The sequence below is a fragment of the Streptomyces sp. NPDC052721 genome (assembly GCF_040678315.1).
Lineage (GTDB): Bacteria > Actinomycetota > Actinomycetes > Streptomycetales > Streptomycetaceae > Streptomyces.
In genome coordinates, this window is sequence record NZ_JBFATL010000016.1 from 136,720 (window position 1) to 154,912 (window position 18,193).

At 72.5% G+C, this 18,193-nt stretch carries 19 protein-coding genes and 1 pseudogene; 8 read left to right on the forward strand and 12 right to left on the reverse strand.

The window, feature by feature from the left end:
- Positions 1 to 146: 146 nt before the first annotated feature.
- Positions 147 to 881 carry an alpha/beta fold hydrolase gene (locus AB0L21_RS17945; RefSeq protein ID WP_365784974.1) on the forward strand — a complete coding sequence of 245 codons (735 nt, stop codon included), beginning with the start codon at positions 147 to 149 and terminating at the stop codon, positions 879 to 881.
- A 154-nt stretch (positions 882 to 1,035) separates the two neighbouring features.
- Here AB0L21_RS17945 and AB0L21_RS17950 read toward each other — a convergent pair whose 3' ends face one another.
- Positions 1,036 to 1,191 (reverse strand): DUF6131 family protein, encoded by a 156-nt coding sequence (locus AB0L21_RS17950; protein ID WP_014676832.1) that lies wholly within the window; start codon positions 1,189 to 1,191, stop codon positions 1,036 to 1,038.
- Between the two features lie 327 nt (positions 1,192 to 1,518).
- On the opposite strand from AB0L21_RS17950, the gene AB0L21_RS17955 reads away from it, so the two are divergent.
- The 3 genes and pseudogenes from AB0L21_RS17955 to AB0L21_RS17965 all read left to right on the forward strand — a co-directional run.
- On the forward strand, positions 1,519 to 2,391 hold the full coding sequence (locus tag AB0L21_RS17955) for an SGNH/GDSL hydrolase family protein (protein WP_365784976.1): 873 nt from the start codon (positions 1,519 to 1,521) through the stop codon (positions 2,389 to 2,391).
- A gap of 565 nt (positions 2,392 to 2,956) precedes the next feature.
- Entirely contained in the window at positions 2,957 to 3,439 is a 483-nt protein-coding gene (locus AB0L21_RS17960) for a carboxymuconolactone decarboxylase family protein (protein WP_365705929.1), read from the forward strand.
- Positions 3,440 to 3,468: 29 nt separating this feature from the next.
- Positions 3,469 to 3,782 (forward strand): annotated as a pseudogene (locus AB0L21_RS17965) (RidA family protein); the annotation flags it as partial.
- Between the two features lie 90 nt (positions 3,783 to 3,872).
- On the opposite strand, the gene AB0L21_RS17970 reads toward AB0L21_RS17965, so the two are convergent.
- The 8 genes from AB0L21_RS17970 to AB0L21_RS18005 form a co-directional block, all read right to left on the reverse strand.
- The gene (locus AB0L21_RS17970; protein WP_365705931.1) at positions 3,873 to 4,754 is read right to left on the reverse strand and encodes a DMT family transporter; all 882 of its coding nucleotides are present in this window, start codon (positions 4,752 to 4,754) and stop codon (positions 3,873 to 3,875) included.
- A 465-nt stretch (positions 4,755 to 5,219) separates the two neighbouring features.
- Positions 5,220 to 5,762: a hypothetical protein gene (locus tag AB0L21_RS17975; protein WP_365705933.1), complete on the reverse strand. Its 543-nt coding sequence runs from the start codon at positions 5,760 to 5,762 to the stop codon at positions 5,220 to 5,222.
- Positions 5,759 to 6,514, reverse strand: a complete 756-nt coding sequence (locus AB0L21_RS17980) for a DUF2071 domain-containing protein (RefSeq protein WP_365784999.1) — start codon at positions 6,512 to 6,514, stop codon at positions 5,759 to 5,761. The genes AB0L21_RS17975 and AB0L21_RS17980 overlap by 4 nt, the downstream gene beginning before the upstream one ends.
- Before the next feature lie 97 nt (positions 6,515 to 6,611).
- Positions 6,612 to 6,893 carry a hypothetical protein gene (locus AB0L21_RS17985; protein ID WP_365705935.1) on the reverse strand — a complete coding sequence of 94 codons (282 nt, stop codon included), beginning with the start codon at positions 6,891 to 6,893 and terminating at the stop codon, positions 6,612 to 6,614.
- Between the two features lie 60 nt (positions 6,894 to 6,953).
- Positions 6,954 to 7,769 carry an ABC transporter permease gene (locus AB0L21_RS17990; protein WP_365784978.1) on the reverse strand — a complete coding sequence of 272 codons (816 nt, stop codon included), beginning with the start codon at positions 7,767 to 7,769 and terminating at the stop codon, positions 6,954 to 6,956.
- Between the two features lie 40 nt (positions 7,770 to 7,809).
- Positions 7,810 to 8,703, reverse strand: a complete 894-nt coding sequence (locus AB0L21_RS17995; RefSeq protein WP_365705939.1) for an ABC transporter permease — start codon at positions 8,701 to 8,703, stop codon at positions 7,810 to 7,812.
- A 2-nt stretch (positions 8,704 to 8,705) separates the two neighbouring features.
- Positions 8,706 to 9,905 carry an ABC transporter substrate-binding protein gene (locus AB0L21_RS18000; protein WP_365705941.1) on the reverse strand — a complete coding sequence of 400 codons (1,200 nt, stop codon included), beginning with the start codon at positions 9,903 to 9,905 and terminating at the stop codon, positions 8,706 to 8,708.
- A gap of 29 nt (positions 9,906 to 9,934) precedes the next feature.
- Complete coding sequence (locus AB0L21_RS18005; protein ID WP_365705943.1) at positions 9,935 to 10,966, reverse strand: ABC transporter ATP-binding protein; 1,032 nt, start codon at positions 10,964 to 10,966, stop codon at positions 9,935 to 9,937.
- A 104-nt stretch (positions 10,967 to 11,070) separates the two neighbouring features.
- Here AB0L21_RS18005 and AB0L21_RS18010 point away from each other — a divergent pair, with 104 nt between their 5' ends.
- Together AB0L21_RS18010 and AB0L21_RS18015 are read left to right on the forward strand one after the other, a co-directional pair.
- Complete coding sequence (locus AB0L21_RS18010; RefSeq protein ID WP_365784980.1) at positions 11,071 to 11,817, forward strand: GntR family transcriptional regulator; 747 nt, start codon at positions 11,071 to 11,073, stop codon at positions 11,815 to 11,817.
- A 38-nt stretch (positions 11,818 to 11,855) separates the two neighbouring features.
- Entirely contained in the window at positions 11,856 to 12,617 is a 762-nt protein-coding gene (locus AB0L21_RS18015; RefSeq protein ID WP_365784982.1) for a hypothetical protein, read from the forward strand.
- Between the two features lie 79 nt (positions 12,618 to 12,696).
- Here the strand turns inward: AB0L21_RS18015 and AB0L21_RS18020 are convergent, their stop codons facing one another.
- Positions 12,697 to 13,347: an NAD(P)H-dependent oxidoreductase gene (locus AB0L21_RS18020; protein WP_365705949.1), complete on the reverse strand. Its 651-nt coding sequence runs from the start codon at positions 13,345 to 13,347 to the stop codon at positions 12,697 to 12,699.
- Positions 13,348 to 13,481: 134 nt separating this feature from the next.
- Between AB0L21_RS18020 and AB0L21_RS18025 the strand changes: the two genes are divergently transcribed.
- Positions 13,482 to 13,874, forward strand: coding sequence for a helix-turn-helix domain-containing protein (locus tag AB0L21_RS18025; protein WP_365784983.1), 393 nt, complete (start codon positions 13,482 to 13,484; stop codon positions 13,872 to 13,874).
- Positions 13,875 to 14,144: 270 nt separating this feature from the next.
- Here AB0L21_RS18025 and AB0L21_RS18030 read toward each other — a convergent pair whose 3' ends face one another.
- A complete protein-coding gene (locus AB0L21_RS18030) occupies positions 14,145 to 15,623 on the reverse strand; it encodes a glutamate--cysteine ligase (RefSeq protein WP_365705953.1) in 1,479 nt (492 codons plus the stop codon).
- Positions 15,624 to 16,041: 418 nt separating this feature from the next.
- Positions 16,042 to 16,839 carry an SAM-dependent methyltransferase gene (locus AB0L21_RS18035; protein WP_365705955.1) on the reverse strand — a complete coding sequence of 266 codons (798 nt, stop codon included), beginning with the start codon at positions 16,837 to 16,839 and terminating at the stop codon, positions 16,042 to 16,044.
- Positions 16,840 to 17,401: 562 nt separating this feature from the next.
- Between AB0L21_RS18035 and AB0L21_RS18040 the strand changes: the two genes are divergently transcribed.
- Positions 17,402 to 18,106, forward strand: a complete 705-nt coding sequence (locus AB0L21_RS18040) for an SDR family oxidoreductase (RefSeq protein ID WP_365705957.1) — start codon at positions 17,402 to 17,404, stop codon at positions 18,104 to 18,106.
- Positions 18,107 to 18,193 lie beyond the last annotated feature (87 nt).

Genomic DNA, 18,193 nt, shown 5'->3' on the forward strand with positions numbered 1-18,193 from the left:
CGAGGCGCGTCCGGAACAGTCGCCCACCGCCGGGGCGGAAAGATCGTCTCTCCGCCGTCGCGTGCAATCGGCGGACACCGTCCCGGCCCGGACGCTACGGTGCCCGGACGCCCCTCTATCCGCAGACCGAGCCGTGCGCGCACGGCATGCTCGCCGTGGGCGACGGCAACCGCGTCCACTGGGAGACCTGCGGCAACCCCGAGGGCAAGCCCGCGCTCGTCCTGCACGGCGGACCTGGCTCCGGCCGCACCCCGTACGCCCGCCGCCTGTTCGACCCGGCCGCCTACCGGATCGTCCTGCTCGACCAGCGCGGCAGCGGCCGGTCCACTCCGCACGCGAGCCGCCACGACACCGACATGAGCGTCAACACGACGGCCCACCTCCTGGCCGACCTGGAGCTGCTGCGCCGGCACCTGGGCGTCGAACGATGGCTGGTGTGGGGCGTGTCCTGGGGCTCCGTCCTCGCGCTGCGCTACGCCCAGACCCACCCCGGCGTCGTCAGCGAACTGGTCCTGACGGGCGTTGCCACCGGGTCCGACGCCGAGGTGGAACTGCTGACCCGGGGGCTGGGCAGACTGTTCCCGGCGGCATTCGAGACCTTCCTCGGCGACGGCGACGGCGACGGCGGCGACGCGGGCGAGCGCGACGGCGACGGGGTGGTGCTCCGCGACGCCCGCCGGCTCCAGGGCATTCCCGGCACCCTCGTCCAAGGCAGTCTCGACTTCGGTAACCTTCTCGGCATCGTCCGGCGGCTCCACCACGCCTGGCCGGGTAGCGAGCTGGTGATCGTGGACGACGTCGGCCACACCGTCGGCGCCCCGGGCATGGCAGAAGCTCTGGTCGCGGCCACGGACAGGTACGCACGACGCGCCCGCCGGTGATCGACGGCCCGCTTGTGACGAACCGTGACATCCGGCGGGACGTCGTCAAGTCCTGCGGGCCCGCCGGGCGGCGAGGACCGCATGCGCCGCCCGGCGGGCGCTGAGCGCGCCCGCCGGGACGGTTCATTGGTGGCCGCTCATCCGGAGCGGCCGCTCACCAGTAGTGACGGCGGCCGGCGACCGCGTGTCCCATGGACCCCATGATCCACAGGATGGCTCCCACCACCAGCAGGATGACGCCGATGGTCCACAGGATCGAGATGCCGGTGATGAAACCGATGATGAGCAGGATGATGCCGAGGGCGATCATGACGTGCCTCCAGCCGATGACGGGGCTCCTGCTCTCCGAGTGCCCCCGAAACGCCCGCACTATCAGTGCGCTCCGACTTTCAAGAAGTTCTGTCGACAATGTTGACTCGGCGATGCGGCGGCCTCACATTACCTAGCGGTAGCACCTCGCGGTAACCCCGCCCGTCATCCCACGGCCCGCATCTCGCGGTCGTCCCGTACGCCCTCGGCTCATCGAGCCGCCCCGTTCTCGTGCTCCACCCCGCCCCCGCGCCCACGGCACCGCCATGCCCACGGCACCGCCATGCCCGTCTGCCCCGTGTCCTGTCCCGAGAGGGGAGAGCACCGCATGCCCATGCCCACCCTGCGCCGAGTCCTCAACGCGGCCTCCGCGGCCGTCGGCGCACTGGTCCTCGGCCTCAGCACGACTCCCGTCCAGGCCACCACACCCCTGAACTACGCCGCCCTCGGGGACAGTTACAGCGCCGCCTCCGGTGTCCTCCCCGTCGACCTCACCAGTCCGCTCTGCCTGCGCTCCACGGCCAACTACCCCCACGTCATCGCGGCCCGCACCGCGGCCCGGCTGACGGACGTGACCTGTGGCGCCGCCCAGACCAAGGACTTCACCGAGGCCCAGTACCCCGGCGTCGCCCCCCAGGCCGACGCGGTCACCGCCGACACCGACCTGGTGACCCTCACCGTCGGCGGCAACGACAACGGCACCTTCATCAACGCCGTCACCGCCTGCGGTACCGCCGGCATCCTCAGCGGAGGCAGGGGCAGCCCCTGCAAGGACCGGTACGGCACGTCCTTCGACGACGAGATCGACGCCCACACCTATCCCGCGCTGAAGGCCGCCCTGCGCAGCGTCCGCGCCAAGGCTCCCCAGGCCCGGGTGGCGGCGCTCGGCTACCCGTGGATCACGCCCGCCACCGCCGACCCGTCCTGCTTCGTCAGACTGCCGGTCGCCGCCGGCGACGTGCCCTACCTGCACGCCCTTCAGGCGCACCTCAACGCCGTGGTCCGGCGCGCCGCCGAGGAGACGGGGGCCACCTACGTGGACTTCGCCGAGGTCTCGGCCGGGCACGACGCCTGCCAGGCCGTCGGCACCCGGTGGATCGAGCCGCTGCTGTTCGGGCAGAACGTCGTCCCGGTCCACCCCAACGCCCTCGGCGAGCGGCGCATGGCCGAACACACCCTGAGCGTCCTCGGCCTCGGCTGACGGACACCGCCGCACCGGGGCCGCCGCTCAGGCGTCGGCGAGCAGCGGGTCGTACGGCGTGGAGCGCTCCCGGCCCGACGTGAAGGCCAGCACGTCCCGCACGAACGCGGCCCGCGCGTCCGCGCCGGCATGTCCCGCCGGAACCCGGTGCGGAACAGCGCCCGGTACTCGTCCGCGTCGTACCCGCCGCTGCCGTAGCCACGCCGGTACCTGCTGCCGTACGCCACCACCCGCGACACCGCGCGCGACATGGACGTGATCAGGGCGGCGCTTCCTGGACGGCGTGGCCGACTGGACGTCATCCCACCACGCGGTCTACGGGCTGGGGCGCACGCGGAGTGCCCTGCCGGCCACCGTGGAGACGGTCCGGTCGCCCGCCGCCCGCACACCCCTTCCTGGCGACCGGCCACCTCCCGCCCGGTGACCTCACCTGCCCCACTGAGTCAGGTGCTGATCAGGCGTGTGCTTCCACTTTGGCGGAGGTCGGGAGTTCTCTGGGACCGGCCGGCTCCGGAGGCCGTGATAGTTTCAAGTTCAACAAAGCTGCCACCCGGAGGAGCCCAGGTTGACCAGTCCCGTCCCGGCCGGCGCCGACCGGCGGATCTACATCGACAAGCAGAGCCCCAAGGCGTACCACGCGCTGGTGCAGACGTCCGAGGCGGTGCGCGCCGCCGCCGCCGACGCGGGTCTGGACCGCGTCCTGGTGGAACTGGTCAACCTCCGCGTGTCCCAGCTGAACGGCTGCGCCTACTGCCTGCACCTGCACACCCGGGCGGCGCTGCGAGCGGGAGACACCCCGCAGCGCCTCGGCGTGCTCGCCGCCTGGCGCGACGCCGACCTCTTCACGCCCGCCGAGCGAGCCGCCCTCGCCCTCGCCGAGGCGACCACGGCCGCGGCCGACACCGCCGCGCAGGACGCCGCCTACGCGGTGGCGCGGGACGTCCTCACCGACGACCAGATATCCGCGGTGATCTGGGTGGCCGTCACCATCAACGCCTTCAACCGGGTCTCCGTCATGAGCCGGCACCGGGTGCGGGCCGAGCAGTGAGACGGCGTCGTACGCGGTGTTAGACGCGGGACTGGGTGCATGTCTCCGGGACCACCGAGTTCGACTACACCACCATGACGATGTCCGAGGACGTGGTGGAGCAGGCCGAGCAGTGTCTGCGCAACATCGGAGCCGCGCTGGCCGAGGCGGGGTGCACCTTCGCCGACGTGGTGCGCGTGCGCTATCTGCTGCGGACCGCGCCGACTTCGAGCCCTGCTGGCCGGTGCTGCGCCGCTGCCTCGGCGACGTCCGGCCTGCCGCCACCATGCTGCAGTGCGGCCTCGCCGACCCCCGCATGAAGATCGAGATCGAGGTCTACGCCGGCCGCCCCGGCCGGGGCTGAGCAGGGCCTCCGGGTGACTGGGGCCCATTCCGGGTGGCGCTGACGTCCGACTGGGGAGAGCCGCCGCTCGTCGCCGCTCCCTGAGCCGCCTCACCTCGCGGGGTGCCGCTCCTCGGCCGGGACCGGCAGTATGACGATCCGCTGGACGGCCCGGCTGAGGACCAGCACGCCCGCCACGATCATCAGGGCCCCGCACGCCTCGGGTACGAGCCACCAGCCCGTCCGGATCCGCTCCCCGAACAGGAAGACGCCCAGGGTCAGGCTCACCACCGCGTCGCCGATGGTCAGCGCGGGCTGTGCGGCGGCCAGCGGGCCGGCCTGGAGCGCGTTCTCCAGCAGGATCACGGAGGCCGCCCCGGCCAGCGCGAAGCCGTACGTCTGCCACGACCGCAGGAACGCCGCGAAGCCGTGGTCGGCGAACGTGCCGGAGGCCGACTTCAGCAGGGCGGCGGTCAGGGCGTTGCCCGTCGCGGACGCGGCCGCCAGCAGCGCGGCGCGCCGGGCCGGCGGACGCCCCCGGCCGGCCAGCAGGACGGCGCCGGCCATCGCGCCGAGACACAGACACAGGGCCGGGATCCAGCGGACGAGCCGCGCCTGGTCGACGGCGCCGTGCGGGGCGGCGGCGACGAGCAGGACGGCGAGCCCGGCCACGCAGCCGCCCACCCCCCACCAGCCCCAGGACGGCAGCCGCCGGTGCATGAGCGGGGCGGCGACGAGCAGCGCGAAGGGCAGTTCCAGGATGAACAGCGGCTGGACCAGCGCGAGCGGGCCGTTGACCAGGGCGAGGCTCTGGAACAGCGCGGCGCAGACCACCCCGGCCATGCCGATCAGCCAGACCGGCCGGCGTGCCAGCTCCGCGACCAGCCGGATCCCGCTGCCCCGGGAGACGGACGCCGCCTTGCGCTGGAAGGCGGTGCCCACGGCGTTGCTCGCGGCTCCCGCGACGGCGAACGCCGCGGCCAGTTCGATCACGACCGTCTCCTGCCTGCGGGTCGGTCTCCCGGAGGAGCTTCGGGCCTTCTCAGCCTACGGAACCGCACGGCCCTGCGCGGGTTCGCCGGAGTCTCCTCGCGCCGGGCGGCACCCGGGGCTTGCCGATGGGTGCCAGGCGTCTGCCGGTGGGTGCCGGGGGTGTGCCGGTGAGGGCCACTGGCGTCTGCCGGTGGGTGCCCGGAGTGTGCCGATGCGTGCCTGGGGCGTGCCGGCCGGTGGTGGACCGGCGTGTGCCGGCGGGTGCCGGGGTGAGGCGTGCCGGTCGATGCGCAGGTGTTCGGCCGGTGTCTGGGGTGTGCCGGTAGATGCCCGAAGCCTGCCGGTAGATGCCCAGGCGTTCGGTCGGTGTCCGGGGCGTGTCGGTGGATGGCCGGCGGCGTCTGCCGGTTGGTGCCCGGGGACCGTCGGTCGGTACCGGGACGGTCACGTCGGTTACCCCGAGGGTCACGTCGTGGCGGGGCCGGTCGTGCGCAGGGCCGTGTCCGCCTGGCGCAGGCGCCACTCCTCCACGGTGTCCTGCTGGCGCCGGGCCCGTTCCAGGAGGGTGTCGAGCCGGCCGGGGTCCAGGCGCTTGTCGGCCGTGGCGAGCCGGCGCAGGGTCAGCCACCCCGCCGCCTTGCCCTCGACCGCCAGCCGCAGCGCCTCCAGTTCCAGGACCGTGCTGAGCGGAGAACGCCGTACCAGCCGCCCGTTCAGCTTCAGGCGTGCCACCTTCTCGGCCGTCCAGCCCGCGCAGACCTTGGCGCGCCGCACCGGCACGTCCAGGTCCCGCATGATGTCCAGCAGCGCCGCGCGGTCCTCGCCGATCTCCGCGGCGACCGGCCGGAGGGCTCTGCCGAGCGCGGAACCCCGGGCGGACCGCACCAGGTGGCCGATCCGCTGGGTGCCCGCCGTGGCACCGGCGAGGTGGTCGTTGAGGTAGATGCCGAGCAGCTTCATGTCGGCGCCGCCCGTGCTCCGGGTGCCGGGCGTGGCGGGACGGTTCATCGCGCGCCTCCTTCGTGGGTGCCGTGGGGTCGTGGATGCGGTGGGTCCGGCGGGCCGTCGCCCGCGCCCCGGCCGCGCGCCGGCCGTACGGGGTGCGAGATGCCCAGGCGCACCTTGTGCAGGCCGTCCGAGTAGTGCACGAGCGGAGCGGTCGTGGGCGGCGGCAGCCCCGCCGCCCGGGTGAGGGTCTCCTCGACGGTGTCGAGCCGTGCCTCGCGCACCGGCCAGGGCGCGTGCTCGACGGGCGTCTCCCAGAGCGCGCCGAGCTGCCGGGTGAAGGCCCGCCACCGCGAGGTCAGCCACACGTCCCGGGGGCCGGGCCGGACCGGCTCGCCCGGGCGGACGGCCACCTCGTACGAGGGCCCGCCGCCCCACCGGGCCCCGGTGTAGATCACGGAGTCCCCGCGGCGCGCCACCTCCAGCCGGCCGACGTGGTAGGGCACCCCGACCGCGCGGGCGGCCAGCATCACCGGGGAGGACACCTCGATGGACAGGAACCAGAGTCCGTCCCGGCCGTTCCGGTCGCGCACATAGGTCCGCAGATTGGTCTCGGGGAACGAGGGCAGTGCGAGCGGGGACCCGGGCGGGCGCACGTCGGCCATGACGAACGGGGTGAGGCTCACCCACGCGGCGCCGTCGAAGGTGTCCACCACCAGACCGTCGGGCAGCAGGCGCTGGACCTGGTCGGAGGGGTACGCCCAGTGCACGAAGGTCTGGGTCAGCCAGCCGGCACACAGCGCGGGCAGGTACACGCGTTGTTCCGCTCGGTACGAGACCACACGCACCGACTCCCCCCGGGGCCCGCACCGAAACCCGGGGAGCGGGCGGGCCTGCCCGGGGCGCGCCGGCTCAGGTGGCCCGGGTGCCGCCCCCGCGGCGGATCCGGCCGAGCAGGTCCCGGTGGTAGGCCGCGAGCTGCCCGGCGGGCACGGGGGCGGGGCTGCCGGTGAGCGTGTACCAGGTGTCGCTGCCGGAGTGCTGGATGGCGACGCGCACGCTGTGGCCGTCGGGGCTCAGGATGGTCGCGACGGTGAGGTCGCCGGTGATGACGCCGGCCTCGTCGGTCATCGCGCCGCCCGGGCCGGCGGTGACCCGGTCGACGTAACGGGTGATGGCGGGAGGGTTCTTCATGGGCGCAGGTTGGCATCAGCCCGGATCCCGGGGCCCGCACCGCGCGGGTGTCGTCGCCGTTCACACCCGGCTGGACGTCGCCGTGTCCGCCGACAGCCGCTGGGCGAGGTAGATCGGGATCACCGACAGCAGGACGAGGACGGCGGCCACGACGTTCACCACCGGCGCCTGCTGCGGCCGGGTCATGTTGTCGAAGATCCAGATGGGCAGGGTCTCGATGCCCGGCCCCGCGGTGAACGTCGTGACCACGATCTCGTCGAAGGACAGGGCGAAGGCGAGCAGGCCGCCCGCCAGCAGCGCGGAGCGGACCAGCGGGAAGGTGATGTCGACGAAGGCGCGGAAGGTGGTCGCGCCGAGGTCCATGGCCGCCTCCTCGTAGGATCGGGCCGTACGGCGCAGCCGGGCCACCACGTTGTTGAAGACCACGACGATGCAGAAGGTGGCGTGTCCGACGATCACGGTGAACAGCCCGAGCCCCACGCCGAGCGGCTCCAGCACCGTGCTGAAGGCCGAGTTGAGGGCGATGCCCGTGACGATGCCGGGCAGCGCGATCGGCAGCACCACGATGAAGGACACCGTGTCCCGGCCGAAGAAGCGGTGCCGGGCCACGGCGAACGCGATCAGCGTGCCGAGGATCAGCGCGACCGCGGTCGCCCCCAGCCCCGCCTTCACCGACACCCACAGGGCCGCGCGGGCGCCGGAGTTGTCCGCCGCCACCGACCACCAGTGCAGGGTGAGCCCCGGCGGCGGCCAGCTCGCGCTGCGGTCCGGGTTGAGGGAGTTGACCAGGACGAGCAGCAGCGGGACGTAGATCACCGCGAAGCCGAGCCCGGCGCCGATGCGCAGGGCGATGCGCGCGGTGCGGCTGAGGTGCATGGCGCTCTTCTTCTCCAGGTTCTCCGGGGGTGCGGGCGGGCTACAGGCTGTTGAGGGCGCCGGTACGGCGGACCGCCAGCAGGTACAGGACGATCACGGCCACGGGCACGGTGCCGAGGGCGGCGGCCATGGGCAGGTTGAGTTCGATGTTGGAGTAGACGAGGTTGCCGATCAGCTGGGTCTTGCCGCCGACGATCTGCACGGTGATGTAGTCGCCGAGGCTGAGTGAGAAGGTGAACACCGAGCCGGCGGCGACCGAGGGCAGCACCATGGGCAGGACCACCGAGCGGAAGGTCCGCCCCGGCCGCGCCCCGAGGTCGGCGGAGGCGTCCAGCAGGCTGGCCGGCAGCTGTTCCAGCGCCGTGTGGATCGGCAGGATCATGTACGGCAGCCAGAGGTAGGTCAGGGTGAGGACCGTGGCGGGCAGGCCGTAGCCGGGGCCGCTCAGCCCGAAGGGGGCGAGCATCCAGTCGGCGAGGCCGCCCTCGGAGAGGATCAGCCGCCAGGCGTACACCTTGACCAGGTAACTCGCCCACAGCGGGGTGAGGATGGCCACGACGAGCAGCGGACGCCACTGGGGCCGGGCCACGCGGGCGGTGTAGAAGGCGACCGGGAAGGCGATCACCGCGCACAGCGCGGTCACCGCGAGGGCCACCCCGACGCTGCGCAGGATGACCTGACGGAAGACCGGTGTCGTGAACAGCGCGTGGAAGTTGTCGGTCGACCAGACCTTCACCACCTGGGAGGTGAAGGAGTCCGTCGTCCAGAAGGCGGAGACGAACAGCACCGTGAGCGAGCCGAGGTAGAGGACGGCGAGCCACAGCAGCGGGGCGGTGAGCAGGAGGGCCAGCCGCAGCCGGGGTCTGCGGTGCAGGGTTCCGGCGAGCCGCCGGACGGTGCCCCGGCCGGCGGCGGTCGGCAGATCGGTCGTCACGGTCAGCCCTTGATCTCGGTCCAGGCCTGCACCCACTTGGCGTACGGCACGCAACGGACGTCCTTGCGGCCGTCGAGGCACTGCTCGATGGGGGTGTTCCAGAAGGCGATCTTCTTCCAGTAGTTCTCGTCGGCGGCGTGGTAGACCGTGCAGAAGTTCTTGTCGCTGGTCTCGGCGCACGCCCTGGAGTTGGCGGGCGCCTCGCCGAAGTACTCGGCGACCTGGGCGTTGACCTTGGGGGAGACGATCCAGTCCAGCCACTTGTAGGCGCAGTTGGGGTGCTTGGCCTTGGCGGAGACCATCCAGGTGTCCGACCAGCCGGTCGAACCCTCCTTCGGGACCAGCGCCTTGACCTTCGCGCCCTCGGAGGCGGCGAGGCTGGCGATGACCTGCCAGGTCGTGCCGACGACCGAGTCCCCGCTCTTGAAGGCGGAGACCTCCTTGAGGTAGTCGCTCCAGTACTCGCCGACGTTTCCGTTCTGCTGCTTCAGCAGGGCCACGGCCGCGTCGAACTGCTTCTGGTCGAGCGCGTACGGGTCCTTGATCTTCAACTCCGGCTTGGTGGCCTTGAGGTACAGGGCCGCGTCGGCGATGTAGATCGGCGAGTCGTACGCGGTGACGTGCCCCTTGTACCGCGCGGCGTCGTCGAAGACGGCGGACCAGGAGGTGGGCGCGGGCTTGACCTTCGCGGTGTTGTACATCAGCAGGTTGGCGCCCCGGCCGTGCGGGATGCCGTACATCTTGCCCTTGACGGAGTTCCAGGCACCGTTCTTCAACCCGCTGAAGACGTCCTTGTAGTGGGGGACCAGGTCGGTGTTGACGGGGGCCGCGTCACCGGAGGCGATCAGGCGCAGGGAGGCGTCGCCGGAGGCGGAGACGGCGTCGTACTCGCCGGTCTTCATCAGCTTGACCATCTCATCGGAGCTGGCGGCGACCTTCGAGTGGACCTGGCACCCCGTCTGCTTCTCGAAGCCGGAGACCCAGTCCACCTTGGGGTCGTTGGAGCCGTCCTCGACGTAGCCGGCCCAGGCGATGAGGTTGACCTGGCCTTCGGTCTTGCCGAGCTTCGAGGGTGCCTTGAGGTCGGGCGGGTTGAGGCCGGTGGCGGACGTACCGCCGGAGCCGGAGGAGTCGCAGGCGGTGGCGAGCAGCAGCGCGGCGGCGCAGACGGCTGAGGCGCGCAGGGTACGGGTGAGACGCACGGCGTTCTCCAGGGGGAGGGGGGACGGTGTCAGGAGGGGAGCCGGACGGCGTGCCGGCGGTGCCACTGGAGGCGGACCCGGGTGCCGCGGTAGGCGGCGACGTCCGCGGAGGAGGTCTCCAGGTTCTGCTGGAGCGCGGTGAGCCGGCCGCCGCCGTCCAGGTCGACCAGGAAACGGGTGGCGTCGCCGAGGTAGACGACCTCGGCGACGGTGCCGGTGGCCGTGGCGTGCCCGGGCTCGTCGGCCTCGGCGGACTCCTTCAGGACGCGGATCTTCTCCGGACGGATGTTGTACGTGCCGGCGGAGCCGGTGATCCGGTGGGCCGCCTCGCCGTCGATCAGGTTGGAGGTGCCGACGAAGGAGGCGACGAAGGGGGTCGCGGGGCGTTCGTAGATCTCCGCGGGGGTGCCGACCTGGGCGATGCGGCCCTGGTCGAAGACGGCGATCCGGTCGCTCATCGTCAGGGCCTCCTCCTGGTCGTGGGTGACGAAGACGAAGGTGATGCCCACCTCCCGCTGGATGGCTTTGAGTTCGACCTGCATCTGCTCGCGCAGCTTCAGGTCGAGCGCGCCGAGCGGCTCGTCCAGGAGCAGGACACGGGGGCGCCCGACGAGCGCGCGGGCGAGCGCTACGCGCTGGCGCTGCCCGCCGGAGAGCTGGGAGGGCCGCCGCTGGCCGTAGCCTTCGAGACGGACCTCCGCCAGCGCCTTGCGGGCCCGGACCAGGCGTTCCGCTTTGGGTATCCGGCGGATCCTCAACCCGTAGGCGACGTTCTGTTCGACCGTCATGTGCGGGAACAGGGCGTAGTCCTGGAAGACGGTGTGCACGTCCCGTTCGAACGGGGCGAGGCCGGTGACCTCCTGCCCGGCGAGTTCGATCCGGCCCTGGTCGGGGGTCTCGAACCCGGCGACGAGCCGCAGCACCGTCGTCTTCCCGGAGCCGGACGGGCCGAGCATCGAGAAGAACTCGCCGTCCCGGATCTCCAGGTCGACCCCGTCGACGGCGGTGGTCCCGCCGAACGACTTCCGCAGACCCTGGAGCCGGATCGCCATTCCCTCCATACGGGAACCTTTCTGGCGCGCTGAACGTTGACTGTAAACATATGAAGTCATAGGTCATAGCTCAAGGTCCCCTTAGGGTAAAGCTTGAGTCAACGCACGAGGTGATGACCGTGAGGCAGCACGAGATCGACGGAGGCGCCCGCAAGGCGGTCTTCAGCCCGGTGGACAGCCGGGCCCGTGTGGACGCGGTCGTCCGCCGCCTCGGCGACGCCATCGAGCTGGGCCTCCTCGCCGACGGCGAGCAGCTCCCCGGCGAGAGCGAACTGGCCGGACAGCTCGGCGTCTCCACGGTCACCCTGCGCGAAGCGCTCATGGCGCTGCGGCAGCAGGGCCTGGTCACCACCCGCCGGGGCCGCGGCGGGGGCAGCTTCGTCTCCCTGCCCGAGGTCCCCGCCGACGACCGGCTCAGGGCACGGCTGCGCGGCTGGAGCACCGAGGAGCTGCGCGACCTCGGCGACCACTGGGCCGCCCTGTCCGGCGCCGCCGCCCGGCTCGCCGCCCAGCGCACCGAACCCGCGGACCTCCAGCCCCTGCGCCGTACGGCCGAGGAGCTGGCGCGAGCCGAGGACGCGGCGGCGCGCAGCCGGCTGTACGGCCGCTTCCACGTCGAACTCGCCGCCGCCGCGCAGTCCGCCCGGCTCACCCGCGAACAGGTCGCCCTGCAGAGCGAGGTGGGCGCCCTGCTCTGTCTCGTCCTCGCCGACGACGCATATCGTGAAGAAGTTGCGGACCGTCACCGCGCTGTCATCTCCGCCGTGCAAGATGGGGCCCACGAAACGGCCGGCACGCTGGCCGAGCGGAGCGTCAGGGAATCGACGGCGCGGCTCGTCGCCGTGCGTCTCACCCTCTGACCGCGCCGCGTCCGGTTCTTCGTCCGCTGGAGGACACCATGGGCGTCAGCGCCGGGCTCGCCACTGTCGCGACGGACCCGGAGGCGTGGGTGGCCGCCCGGGTGTGCGGCGCGCTGGAGGCCGTCTTCGCGTCGGTCGCCGCCACCCGTGCCGACACCACCGCCCTGCTGGAGCGGGTGGCCGCCGAGGGGCGCCGGCCCGCAAGCCGCGACCTCGCCGCGCTGCGCCCCGGCCTCCATCTGCGCCTCCACCACGAGGAACTGGTCTCCGGCGTCGGCTTCGTCGCGGCCCCCGGCCTGCTGGCCGACGTACCGGCCTGGCTGGAGTGGTGGCAGGCCGGTGCCGACGGCGCCGTACGCCCCCTCCTCCTCGATCTCGACCCGGGCCGGTCGGCCTACTCCGACTACACGCACTGGGACTGGTTCGCGCTGCCCCGCGACACCGGGCGCCGCGCCGTGGCCGGACCGTACGTGGACTACCTCTGCTCCGACGAGTACAGCCTCACCCTGTCCGAACCGGTGCGGGTCCAGGGGCGGTTCGCGGGAGTGGCCGCGGCCGACGTGTACCTGCGGCACTTCGAGGCGGCCGTGCTCCCGCTGCTGCGGCACCTGTCCCGGCCGGCCCGTCTGGTGAACGCCCGCGGCCGGGTGGCCGCCTCCGCCGACCCCGCCCACCTGGCAGGCTCCCTCACCAAGGGCCCGGACTTCGGCGAACTCCTCACCGCCGGACGGCCCGGTGGGTACGACGGCCTGCGGCTGGTGCCGTGCCCGGGCGTGCCGCTGGTGCTCGTCCTGGCCTGAGCGTGGCCCGGCCGGCCGCGCGCACGCGCGCGACCCCGGGCCGCCCGGGCCCGGGGTCTGTGGTGCGCCACGGGGAGCGTCAGGCCGCGAGGCGCTCCGCGAGCTGCTTGGCCTTGCGGGCCGCGGCCTCGAAGGCCTGGTCGCGGGAGGCCTCGTACAGCGGGATCAGCTCGGCCATCGCCGGGTTCTGCGGGGCCATGGTCAGCTCCGGGACGATGAAGTCCAGGTCCATGCCCAGGGCGTCGGCGAGGACGGCCGTGAGGTAGTTCTGGACGTACTCGTACCCCTCGCGCGGGGTGCCCGGCGCGTAGGAGCCGCCGCGGCTGGCGACGACGGTCACCGGGGTGCCCTTGGCGGACGGCGTCTCGCCGGCGGTGCGGCCGAACAGGATCACGTTGTCCAGCCAGGCCTTGAGGGTCGACGGGATCGTGTAGTTGTACATCGGGGCGCCGATCAGCACCGCGTCGGCCTGCTCCAGCTCCTCGATCAGCTTGACGCGCTCCGCGAAGACGGCGGCCTGCTCGGGCGTGTGCGCGGACGGGGGGACGAAGCCGGCGAGGTGTGCCTCCGCCGTCAGGTGCGGCACGGGTTCCGCCGCCAGGTCGCGGTAGACGACCGTGCCCCGCGGGTGCTGCTCCTCCCAGTGCTTGCGGAAGGCCTCCGCCACGGCGCGGGAAGCCGACGCCTCGGTCGAGAACACGGACGAGTCGATGTGCAGCAGGGTGGGCATGGGGGTTTCTCCAGAAATGGGGACAGGACGGCCGGACGCCCGAAAACGTCGGCTCACGTTTCGTACAGAGCTATGTTTAACACATCGACTTACTTTTTCTCAGCACCCTACGGTGGAGTAGTAGGCTAGGGGGCATGGCGGCGGAGCAGAACCACGACAGCGCGGCGTGCAAACGGGTGGACGATGGCATCACCCGTGTCTTCCAGTTGCTCGGCAAACGCTGGAGCGGCCCGATCGTGGCCGTCCTGGTCGAACAGCCCGCGTACTTCGCCGACCTGCGGCGGGCCATCCCCGGCATCAGCGAACGCATGCTCTCCGACCGGCTCGCCGAGCTCGGCGCGGCCGGCCTCGTCCTGCGCGAGGTCGACGAGGGTCCTCCGCTGCGCGTGTCCTACCGGCTGACCGAGTCCGGCGCCGCCCTGGAGCCCGCCCTCCGCACACTGGCGGAGTGGGCCAAGGCCTATCTGCCGGAGGTTTCGGGATGCCCCGACACGAACCTGGAACGTCCGGCGGGGGCGCGGACCTAGAGCGGGCGTCCGGGGGTCGCCCCCGGGTGCACCGGTTCGCCGGATGGCGGGGAAGGCGGGCGTCGGACACGGTGGTGTTCCGCTGACCCTCGCCGCCACCGCCTCACCCGCCTCACCCGCAGCGTCCGCCGCGTCCGCCGCGTCCGCCGCGTCCGCCGCGACACAGGGTCCGCCGTCGGCCACCGACGGCGTGTGGCGCACGGACGGATACGGCACCCTGCTCGTCCTCGGCGGGGGCGCGCCGCGCGACCGGTCGGCCGACTCCTTCCGTCAGTCGACCGGCCAGGTGTGCACCGGCGCGTTGAGGTGCATGTAGTCGATGTACACCTGGGTCATCCGGCGCAGCGCCTCGTGCCGGCCGGCGTGCCTGGTGCCGGCGACGTGATGGAACATCTCCTTCTGCCACACCGCTCCGTTGCGTGCCGTCACACAGCGCTGCTCGATGACGCCGAGCAGCGGCTCCCGCCACGCCGCGTCCATGCCGGAGTGCTCCAGCCCGCGGTGCGCGAGCGGCAGCAGCCGCCGCAGCACCAGTTCCGGCACCGGCACCTCCCCCATCCCGGGCCAGTACAGCAGCGCGTCGATGCCGTGCCGGGCGGCGGCGTGCAGGTTGTCCTCGGCGGCCGAGAAGGACATCCGCGACCACACCGGCCGGTCCTCCTCCACCAGGGCCCGGGTGAGGCCGTAGTAGAAGGCGCCGTTGGCGAGGGTGTCGGCGACGGTCGGGCCGGCGGGCAGCACCCGGTTCTCCACCCGGATGTGCGGCAGGTCGTTCGCGACGGCGTAGACCGGCCGGTTCCAGCGGTAGATCGTGCCGTTGTGCAGGGTCAGTTCGGACAGCTCGGGGATGTCGCCGCGGTCCAGCGTCTCCGCCGGGTCCTGCTCGTCACAGAGGGGCAGGAGGGCCGGGAAGTACCGCAGGTTCTCCTCGAACAGATCGAAGACGCTGTTGATCCACCGCTCCCCGAACCACACCCGGGGCCGTACCCCCTGCACCTTGATCTCCTCCGGGCGGGTGTCGGTGGCCTGCTCGAACAGCGGGATCCGCGTCTCGTGCCACAGCTCCTTGCCGAACAGGAACGGGGAGTTGGCCGCGAGCGCCACCTGCACCCCGGCGATCGCCTGTGCCGCGTTCCAGTAGCCGGCGAACTCCTCCGGGGACACCTGGAGATGGAACTGCGTGCTCGTGCACGCGGCCTCCGGGGTGATCGTGTCGGCGTAGGTGCGCAGCCGGTCGGCCCCGTCGATCTCGATGCGCAGGTCCTCGCCGCGGGCCGCGAAGACCTGGTCGTTGAGCAGACGGTAGCGGGGGTTCTCCGACAGGGTGTCCTCGCCGATGTCCTGCTGCCGCAGCGTGGGCAGGATCCCGACCATGAGCAGGCGGGTACCGACCGAGCGGGCCCGCTGGTCGGCATGGTTCAGCGCGGCCCGGATCTCCGACTCCCAGGCGTCGGGACCGCCCGCCGTCAGCCGCCGGGGCGGGACGTTGATCTCCAGATTGAACCGGCCCAGCTCGGTGGACCAGGAGGGGTCGGAGATCGCCTCCAGCACATCGCTGTTCCGCATCGCCGGCTCGGCGTCCTCATCGACCAGGTTCAGCTCGATCTCCAGGCCGACCTGTGGCCGCTCCGACTCGAACCGTGCCTCACGCAGCATCTGCGCGAAGGCGTCCAGGCACTCCTGCATCTTGATCCGATACCGGCGGCGGTCCTCACGGGTGAAGACGAGCGCCGGGACATCACGCCCCATCGACCCTCCAGCGTCCCTCAACGGACACCTCTCCCCCCAGCGTGGCACCAGCGGCGGACGGCCACCAAGCGGACGGGGGATCGGGGCGGCGGATGGATGGCTGGGACAGGTGCGGTGCCGGGGGCGGGGCGCGGGGCGACCCATGTCTCACGGCGCCGGCGGCCCGGCATCGCACGATGGTGCCGAGGGCGCGTCGGCGTCCCGGACGTGGGGCGTGTGTCCCGCGTCCCCGGTGGCGTCGGCCAGGTGGAGGCCCGTACCCGCGAGCGGGTCGAGAAGAGCGTCGGCGAACCAGGTCGGGCCACCGGACCGACCCGCCCGCTCGGTAGCCGCCCCACACCCACGGCGAGGCGTCGAGTCGGCCACCTGGTCGCCGTCGGTCCGCGCGCCGCGACGATCGTGCGCGGGCCCGTCGGTGTCAGGCGGTCTTGCGGGCCACGCCGCCGTAGAAGCCGATCTCCGCCGAGTGGGGCGGCGGCGGGGCGTCCGGGCGCCAGAAGGGCACCTGGGCCAGGCCCGGTTCGACGAGGTCGAAGCCCTCGAAGAACCGCTCCACCTCCGTGCGGGTGCGCAGGTTCAGGGAGGCCGTCGCGCTGGAGTACACGGCCTGCGCGGCGCTGCGGTCGGCGAAGTCACCGGTGGCGTGCGAGAGCACCAGGAAGCTCCCCGCAGGCAACGCGTCGCGCAGCGTGGCGACGATCTCGGCGGGCCGGTCCGCGTCGGTGAGGAAGTGCAGGATGGCGACGAGGAGCAGGGCGACCGGCCGGTCGAAGTCGATGAGCTGGCGGACGTCGGGGTGGTCCAGGACGGAGCGCGGTTCCCGCACGTCGCCGAGGATGATGCGGGTCGTGCCGGAGCGGCTGAGCAGGGCGTTGCCGTGCGCGGCCACGATCGGGTCGTTGTCGACGTAGGCCACGCGGACGTCCGGGGCCACCGACTGCGCGACCTCGTGCACGTTCGGGGAGGTGGGCAGCCCGGTGCCGATGTCCAGGATCTGGCGGACCCCGCTGCCGACGACGTACCGGACGGCGCGCTGCAGGAAGGCCCGGTTGGCCCGTACGCCGATCCGCGCCTCGGGTGCCGCGGCGGCCAGCTGGTCACCGGCCTGCTGGTCCACCTCGTAGTTGTCCTTGCCGCCCAGCAGATAGTCGTAGATCCGCGCGGGATGCGGTTTGCTGGTGTCGATGTTCACGGCCTCGAAGCCGTCCTGTGTCACGCTGCACTCCTCTCGACGGCCGTCACGGCCCAGGTCCGCACACGGTCGGCACAGCTTCCCACACCACCGCTCAACTCCCGTCGCCGCGTCGGGAGTTCCCGCAGGCCGCCCACCTCATGTGACGCGCGGTCCGCCCGCGCCGAACCTGCGCCGCCCGCGCCGAGGCTGGGCCGCCTGAGCGTCGCCTCACCCGGCCGGACCCTGCCGGATGGCCCGCGCGGGCCCGGCGTCGCAGGGTCGGAACAGGATCGGGATCCGGACACGTCCGCCGAGGGCTGACCCCACGGACCGGCACGTCGCCAGCCGCGCGGCGGTGGCGGGCCGACCGGCGGGAGCGGGGAACGGTGAATCCATGCGCTCGGGCCGTTCCCCGCCCCGCCGGACCCTGCCCGGTCACCCCGCCCGGTCACTCCGCCCGGTCCCGGTCATGCCCTACGGGCAGCGACGTCTCCGCCGTCCTTCCTCACCGGTCGCCCTCACGCGCGCCTGGCGGGCTTGCGACGTGAAACCGATCGGTTTACCGTGATGGGAAACCGATCGGTTTCCTATTTTGGAGATGCATATGACGTCGATCAAGAACTCTGTCGCGCTGGTCACCGGCGGCAGCCGCGGCCTGGGCAAGGCGCTGGTGGAGGAGCTGTACGCGCGTGGTGCCGCCAAGGTGTACGCCACGGCCCGTGACCCGCGCAGCGTCACGCACCCCGACGCCGTGCCTCTCGCTCTGGAGGTCACCGACCCCGCGTCCGTCGCGGCCGCGGCGGCGCAGGCCCAGGACGTCACCGTCCTGATCAACAACGCCGGGATCACGGTCGGCGCGCACTCCTTCCTGGACGCCGCGGTGGAGGACGTACGCCGGGAGTTCGAGACCAACTTCTACGGACCGCTGCTGGTCACCCGCGCCTTCGTGCCGGTCATCGAGCGCAACGGCGGCGGACACCTCCTCAATGTCCACTCCGTCCTCTCCTGGATCGGCATCGCCGGCTCCTACAGCGCCACCAAGGCGGCCCTGTGGTCGCAGACGAACACGCTCCGCCTGGAGCTGAGTGCGCGGGGCATCGGGGTCACCGGCCTGCACGTCGGCTACGTCGACACCGACATGGTGGCGCACGTGGACGCGCCCAAGTCCGCACCCGGGGACGTCGCCGCGCTCGCCCTCGACGGCATTGAGGCCGGGGCGTACGAGGTACTGGCGGACGACGTCAGCCGGCAGGTCAAGGCGGGCCTCTCCGGAGACCTGGCCGCCCTGTACCCCCAGCTGGCGGCCTAGGCCCTGTCGTCAAACTCCCGTCTGCCGCGCGACGCCATGCACGCACTCTCGCCGCACCGGGCCCCGACCCAAGTACATCCAGTACGA